3 protein-coding genes are annotated in these 1,863 nt (G+C 74.2%); 2 read left to right on the top strand and 1 reads right to left on the bottom strand.

The window, feature by feature from the left end:
* A partial coding sequence (locus ACFV5N_RS27500) for a carbohydrate ABC transporter permease (RefSeq protein WP_385605161.1) occupies window positions 1-474 on the top strand: 474 nt, incomplete at its 5' end.
* Here the strand turns inward: ACFV5N_RS27500 and ligD are convergent.
* A complete protein-coding gene (ligD, locus tag ACFV5N_RS27495; RefSeq protein WP_385605158.1) occupies window positions 464-1,426 on the bottom strand; it encodes a non-homologous end-joining DNA ligase in 963 nt (320 codons plus the stop codon). The genes ACFV5N_RS27500 and ligD overlap by 11 nt on opposite strands.
* A 76-nt stretch (window positions 1,427-1,502) precedes the next feature.
* On the opposite strand from ligD, the gene ACFV5N_RS27490 reads away from it, so the two are divergent.
* Window positions 1,503-1,778, top strand: a complete 276-nt coding sequence (locus tag ACFV5N_RS27490; RefSeq protein WP_385605156.1) for a DUF2087 domain-containing protein — start codon at window positions 1,503-1,505, stop codon at window positions 1,776-1,778.
* The last annotated feature ends 85 nt before the right edge of the window (window positions 1,779-1,863 follow it).

Genomic DNA, 1,863 nt, shown 5'->3' with positions numbered 1-1,863 from the left:
CTGCTGATCCCCAAGTTCCTGGTGCTGTCCACCTTCGGCATGTTCGACACCTACGCGGGCATGGTGATCCCGCTCCTGGTGGACGCGGCCGGGATCTTCATCATGAAGCAGTTCTTCGAATCCGTGCCCAGAGAGGTCGAGGAAGCCGCCCGGATCGACGGCGCCGGGGTCTTCCGGATCTACTGGTCGGTCGTGCTGCCCATGGCCAGGCCCGCGCTCATCACCCTCACCATCCTCTCCTTCCAGGGCTCGTGGAACGAGTTCACCCACTTCCTGGTCTCCACCCAGTCCGCCCAGTACGAGACCCTCACCACCGGCCTGGCGCGCTTCGTCGCCGGCGGGCTGGGCAGCGGCACCCAGTACCCCCTCAAGCTGGCGGCGGCGGCGCTGTCCACCATCCCGGTGGCCATCCTCTTCTTCTGCTTCCAGCGCTACTTCATCCGGGGCGCCAACGCCGGATCGGTCAAGGAGTGAGCGGCGGCCCGGACACCGTCACCTCCCCGGGAGCCTTGTCCGGCCGCAGCCCCCGCCACGACGGCTGCCGCAGCCGCCCGTCCCGGGTCCACGCCCGGTAGGCCACCTCACCCACCAGCGCCGGGTCCACCCAGTGGGCCCGGCGCGCGTGCGCGGCCGGCACCGCGCCGGCGAACGGCGGCCGGTCCCGGGCGCGCGGCTCCAGCAGCTCCAGCAGCTCGGCCAGCATCCCCCGGGTGAACCCCGACCCCACCCGCCCCAGATACCGCAGCCCGCCGCCCTCGCCGTACGCGCCCACCAGCAGCGAACCGATCGTCCCCCCGCGCTGCCCCGCCCCCGGCTGCCAGCCGCCGATCAGCACCTCCTGGGTGCGCACCAGCGGTTTCTTCACCCACAGCGCCGAACGGCGCCCCGGCCGGTACGGCGAGTCCAGCCGCTTGGCCACCAGCCCCTCCAGCCCGTTCGCCCGCGCCACCTCCAGCAGCTCACCCGGATCGGCCGCCGACCCGGGCACGTACGGCGGAACCGCCAGCCGCTCCGGGGCGACCCGGGCCAGCGAGTCGAGCACCGCCCGCCGCTCCCGGTACGGCTCGGCGAGCAGTGACCGCCCGCGGTGCCACAGCACGTCGAAGGCGAAGAACACCACCGGCGTGAACGGCGGCCTGGCCCGCCGCTGCAGCAGCCCGAAGTCCGGCCGCCCCGCCGCGTCCAGCGCCACGATCTCCCCGTCCAGCACCACCGGGCCCGCGCCGATCTCCGCCAGCTCCGGATAGCGGCCGGTGAAGTCGTTCCCCGCCCGGCTCGTCGCCCGCACCCCGCCGCCCGCGCCGATCCGCAGACAGCACCGGTAACCGTCCCACTTGAACTCGTACCCCCACCGGCCGCCCACCGGCGGTTCACCCTCCACCGCCAGCATGGGCGGCACCCACTCCGGTACCTCCTCCTCCCGCATCGCCCCAGTACACCCGCCCCCGGCGGCCGCGCAAAACACGTTGCCGACGCGGCGCCCCGCTGCCACCCTTCCGCTCATGACGGACGACCCCACCGGCACCGCCCACGATGTGACCGCCCTGTTCAACCGGGGGCGGCTGATCGCCATCCCGCGCCGCAGCGCCCGGCGCGGACAACTGCTCGCCCACCTCGCGGACACCCTCTTCGCACCCGGCCGCTCCTACCGCGAACCCGAGGTCAACGCCGCCCTGCGCACCGTCCACGACGACGCCCCCGCCCTCCGCCGCTACCTGGTGGAATCCGGGCTGCTCATCCGCACCCGCGACGGCGCCGACTACCGCAGGGCCGGCTGAGCGGCCACCCCGACGCGACGGGCGGGGACGGGTCGGGGGGGGGGGGGCTGCCAACCCCGCCCACCCCCCCACCCCGCAAAGCGAT

Origin of the sequence: Streptomyces sp. NPDC059853, assembly GCF_042731495.1 — a bacterium.
Classification (GTDB): domain Bacteria; phylum Actinomycetota; class Actinomycetes; order Streptomycetales; family Streptomycetaceae; genus Streptomyces.
The sequence above is the reverse complement of the archived record's forward strand: the minus strand, read 5'-3'. Positions and strand labels throughout refer to the sequence as shown.

Excerpts from the sequence above, each read along its gene's own strand:
- ligD (WP_385605158.1), bottom strand. The coding sequence starts at position 1,426 with ATGCGGGAGGAGGAGGTACCGGAGTGGGTGCCGCCCATGCTGGCGGTG.
- ACFV5N_RS27490 (WP_385605156.1), top strand. The coding sequence starts at position 1,503 with ATGACGGACGACCCCACCGGCACCGCCCACGATGTGACCGCCCTGTTC.